The sequence below is a fragment of the Mycobacterium sp. genome, assembly GCF_035506235.1.
Lineage (GTDB): Bacteria > Actinomycetota > Actinomycetes > Mycobacteriales > Mycobacteriaceae > Mycobacterium.
Genome location: NZ_DATJPU010000170.1, coordinates 1 through 4024, shown reverse-complemented (window position 1 = coordinate 4024; position 4024 = coordinate 1). Strand labels below are relative to the sequence as shown.

At 70.1% G+C, this 4024-nt stretch carries 4 protein-coding genes; 1 reads left to right on the top strand and 3 read right to left on the bottom strand.

Annotation, left to right across the window (positions count from 1 at the left end; all coding sequences use genetic code 11):
• The first annotated feature begins 52 nt into the window (after positions 1-52).
• A complete protein-coding gene (locus tag VMD50_RS16280) occupies positions 53-703 on the top strand; it encodes a pyridoxamine 5'-phosphate oxidase family protein (protein ID WP_325428767.1) in 651 nt (216 codons plus the stop codon).
• 75 nt (positions 704-778) lie between these two features.
• Here VMD50_RS16280 and ilvA read toward each other — a convergent pair whose 3' ends face one another.
• The 3 genes from ilvA to VMD50_RS16265 form a co-directional block, all read right to left on the bottom strand.
• Complete coding sequence (gene ilvA / locus VMD50_RS16275) at positions 779-2059, bottom strand: threonine ammonia-lyase (protein WP_325428766.1); 1281 nt, start codon at positions 2057-2059, stop codon at positions 779-781.
• A 34-nt stretch (positions 2060-2093) separates the two neighbouring features.
• The gene (locus VMD50_RS16270; protein WP_325428765.1) at positions 2094-2531 is read right to left on the bottom strand and encodes a nitroreductase family deazaflavin-dependent oxidoreductase; all 438 of its coding nucleotides are present in this window, start codon (positions 2529-2531) and stop codon (positions 2094-2096) included.
• A gap of 10 nt (positions 2532-2541) precedes the next feature.
• The coding region (locus VMD50_RS16265; RefSeq protein ID WP_325428764.1) for a lysophospholipid acyltransferase at positions 2542-4024 on the bottom strand (1483 nt) is incomplete at its 5' end.

The window sequence follows — 4024 nt, the reverse complement described above, 5'->3', positions numbered from 1 at the left end:
TTGTACTGGCACGAGAACTATTATGTACTAGGACAAAAGCGAGAACAATCCGTTGGAAACCGCATACCGTCCCACGCCCCGGACCACGCCCACCCGATACCGGGAGCGCGCCGACTACGAGCGCGCGACCGTGCACGAGATCCTGGACGAGGCGCTGATCTGCCACCTGGGCTACCTCGGCGCCGGCGGGCCGGTGGTCTTGCCCACGACGCACGCCCGCCTCGGTGAGACCCTCTACCTGCACGGTTCGACCGGCGGCGGGCCGATGCTGGCGGCGGCCAGGGCCCCGTCGGGCCTGCCGGTTTGCGCCACCGCCACCCTGCTCGACGGGCTGGTGCTGGCCCGCGCGGCGATGCATCACTCGGTGAACTTCCGATCGGTGGTGGTGCTGGGCGACGCGCGCGTGGTCGATGATCCCGCGGAGAAGTTGCGCGCGCTGCGCTGCCTGCTCGACCACATCCGGCCCGGGCGTGCGGACGACTGCCGGACGCCCAACGCGCGCGAACTCGCCGCCACCGGCGTGTTGGCCCTCGACCTCGTCGAGGTGTCGGCCAAGCTGCGCACCGGCAGTCCCGTCGACGATCCGGAAGACACCGCGCTGCCGCACTGGGCCGGCGTGGTGCCGCTGGGCCTGACGGCCGGAACGCCGGTGCCCGCCGCCGACCTCGATCCCGCTACCCCGCTGCCCGCCTACTTGCGGTAGCCGCGAAGGTGTCGGTACGGCGACACGCCGCGAAACCTGTGCAACCGCGCACCCTCGCGGCCGAAGGCGCGACGCCTAGAGCAGGTAGCGGTAGGCCGGCGAACCGGGCTCGAGGGCCTCGACGTGGATCTCCGTCGCCCGCATCCGTGCCAGCAGCCCGTCCAAACCCGCCGCCGATCCCAGCTCGATGCCGACCAGCGCCTCGCCGGTCTCCCGGTTGTTGCGCTTGACGTACTCGAACAGCGTGATGTCGTCGTTCGGGCCGAGCACCTCGTCGAGGAAGCGGCGCAGCGCGCCCGGCTCCTGCGGGAAGTCCACCAGGAAGTAGTGCTTGAGCCCGAGGTGCACCAGTGAGCGCTCCAGCACCTCGCCGTAGCGCGACACGTCGTTGTTACCGCCCGAGATCAGGCACACCACGGTCGACCCGGGTTCGACGTCCGCCTCCAGCAGGCCCGCGACCGCCAGCGCGCCCGCCGGCTCGGCGATGATGCCCTCGTTCTGATACAGGTCCAGCATGGCGGTGCACACCGCCCCCTCGTCGACCGTGGTGATCGACACCATGTCGCCGGCGGCGGCCAGCGCGGCGTAGGTCAGCGTTCCCGCCCGCCGCACGGCGGCGCCGTCGACGAACTGGTCGACGTAGTCCAGCGTGACCGGCTCGCCGGCCGCCAGCGCGGCCATCATCGCCGCCGCGCCCGCCGGCTCGATGCCCAGCACCGCGGTGTTCGTGGTCCGCTCGGCCAGGTAGGTGGTGATGCCGGCGATGCAGCCGCCGCCGCCCACCGGGACCACCACCAGGTCCGGCTCGGCGTCGAGTTGCTCGAGCAGTTCGACGGCGATGGTGCCCTGGCCGGCGATGGTGCGCAGGTCGTCGTACGGGGGAACCAGCGTGGCGCCGGTGCGTTCGACGTCGGCGAGCGCCGCCTCGGCGGCCAGGTCGTAGGTCGAGCCGCCCACGATCAGCTCGATGAACTCCCCGCCGTGATAACGGATCCGGTCGCGCTTCTGTTTGGGCGTCTTGGCCGGCACGTAGACGCGGCCGTGCACCCCCAGCGCCCGGCAGGCGTAAGCGAAGCCCTGCGCGTGGTTGCCCGCCGACGAGCACACCACGCCCGCGGCCAGCTCCTCCCCGGACAGCTGCACCAGCAGGTTGTAGGCGCCGCGCAGCTTGTAGGAGCGCACCACCTGCAGGTCTTCGCGCTTGAGGTAGACCTGCGCGCCGGTGATCGCCGACAGCCGATCGCTCGGCTGCAACGGGGTGGGCGCGACCACCGGGGCGATCCGCTGCGCCGCCGCGTCGATGTCAGCCGCGCACAGCGGCGACCGGCTCGGACTCTGGCTCAGTTCAGCGGACACCGATCAATGGTCCCATGCCAGCCGGCTGGGAAAATCAGCTGACCGGGGTCAGGACGAACACCGGGATCTGCCGGTCGGTCTTCTTCTGGTAGTCGGCGTAGTCGGGAAAGGCCTCGACGGCGCGCTCCCACCAGGTGGCCTTCTCGTCGCCGAACACCTCGCGGGCGTCGTAATCGCGGGTGACGCCGCCGTCCTGCAGCTCGACGCGCGGGTTCTTCTTGACGTTGTGATACCAGACCGGGTGCTTCGGGGCGCCGCCGAGCGACGCGACGATCGCGTACTCGCCGTCGTGCTCGACGCGCATGAGCGGGGTCTTGCGGAGCTTCCCGGTCTTGGCCCCGACGGTGGTCAGCAGGATGATGGGTTTCCCCTTCATGTCCGCGGCCTCGGTTCCTCCGGATTCGGCGTACTTGTCGGCCTGTTCGCGAGACCAATCCCACGGGCTGGGCGCGTATTCACCTGTCAGCGGCATGCTCCCCACCTTAAGGCGTGCCGCGGCGGGCAGCGGAAGGGTCGCAGCTGGACAGCACGACCCGCCGGGCGAGCTCCGCGATGGTGTTGACGCGCCTGATGGCCCTGGCGATCTCGTCGGCGAAGTCGCGCCGCCGCTGGGCGACGTCCGGACGCTCGAACGCGTCCACCAGCTCGCGGTGCCGCGCCAGTCGCAGCGCGGTCTTGAACAACTCCATCGACCGCGACTCGGCGCTGGCGATCCGGCGCTGCAGCTCCCACTGCTTGCCCACTTCGAGGCACTCGGCGAGAAACTCGTCCTCGTCGAACGATTCGTCCTCCAGCGCAGCCAGCCGGTCGGCGACGATGTGGTAGGCGTCCAGGAACGGGCGCAGCACCAGGTGCGCCAGCAGCAGGTCGGCCTTTTCCAGCAGCCCGCGCACATCAGCCGCCGGGACGGCCCTGGTGGTGTCTTGCACCCGCCCGATCAGGCGCACCTCGTCGGCGAGGTCCTTCTCGAACTGCGCGCGCGCCGAGAACAAGAACTCGAACTTCAGCAACTCGCGCAGGCTCAGCGCCTCGTCGCGCACCGTCGTCGGCAACACCAGGCGATCGACGGAATTTTCGGCGTCCTCTATGGCCGCCAGCAACGCCGTCTCGGCGATCGCGCGATCGACCAGAATGTGGATCGCGGTGTTGCGGTAGAACGCCGCGACCAGGTGGTGATCGGCCCCGATCCCCCAGACCGGTTCGGTGCCGGAGTCGTAGACGCTGACCACGCCCGAGGCGACGAGCTGATGCAGCGTCCAGCGGATGGTCGAGCGGTTCGTCAGGTCCGCGGCGCCGGCCACCGTCCAGTTGCGCGCCGCGATGTAGCTGGCCAGCGGCCGCACGGTGGCCAGCACCTCGCTGATGGACAGCGAGCGGTCGGCGCCCAGCAGCGCGAGGCTGACCACCGCGGTCGGGGTGACGGGCGTGGCGCGGTTGATCCGGTGTTCGACGTCCAGCGCGATGCGTTCGATCTCGGTGCCCGTGCCGGGCGCCGACGTGTCCGAGGCGCGCAGTTCCTCGAGGCGCTTGCGCAGCGGCAGCGGTTCGCCGAAGTCCAGGTAGGCGCGGCCCAGGCGCTCCCCCTGCTGCCGCGCCAGCCGGACCAGGAAACGGAAGTCCTCCGGTCGTTTGGCGGCACCGTAGGCCTCGGTGGTCATGGCCTCCACCTCGTGCAGCTGGTCGTACACGATGGACGTCGGCACCAAATAGACTTCGGGACCGTCGATTTCGTCGACGGCGTCGGTGATGTAGCGCAGGATGCCGTACACCGGGGGCCGCAGCTTGCCGGTCCTGGTCCGGCCCCCTTCGATCGACCAGGTCAGGTTGGCGTGGTTCTGCACCAGCTGCGCGGCGTAGGCGCGCAGCGCGAACCGGTAGACCGGAATGTCCTTGGTCTGTCGCCGGATGAAGATGGTGCCGGTGCGCTTGGCCCAGGCGCCCATCGGGAAGAAGTTCAGGTTGGCG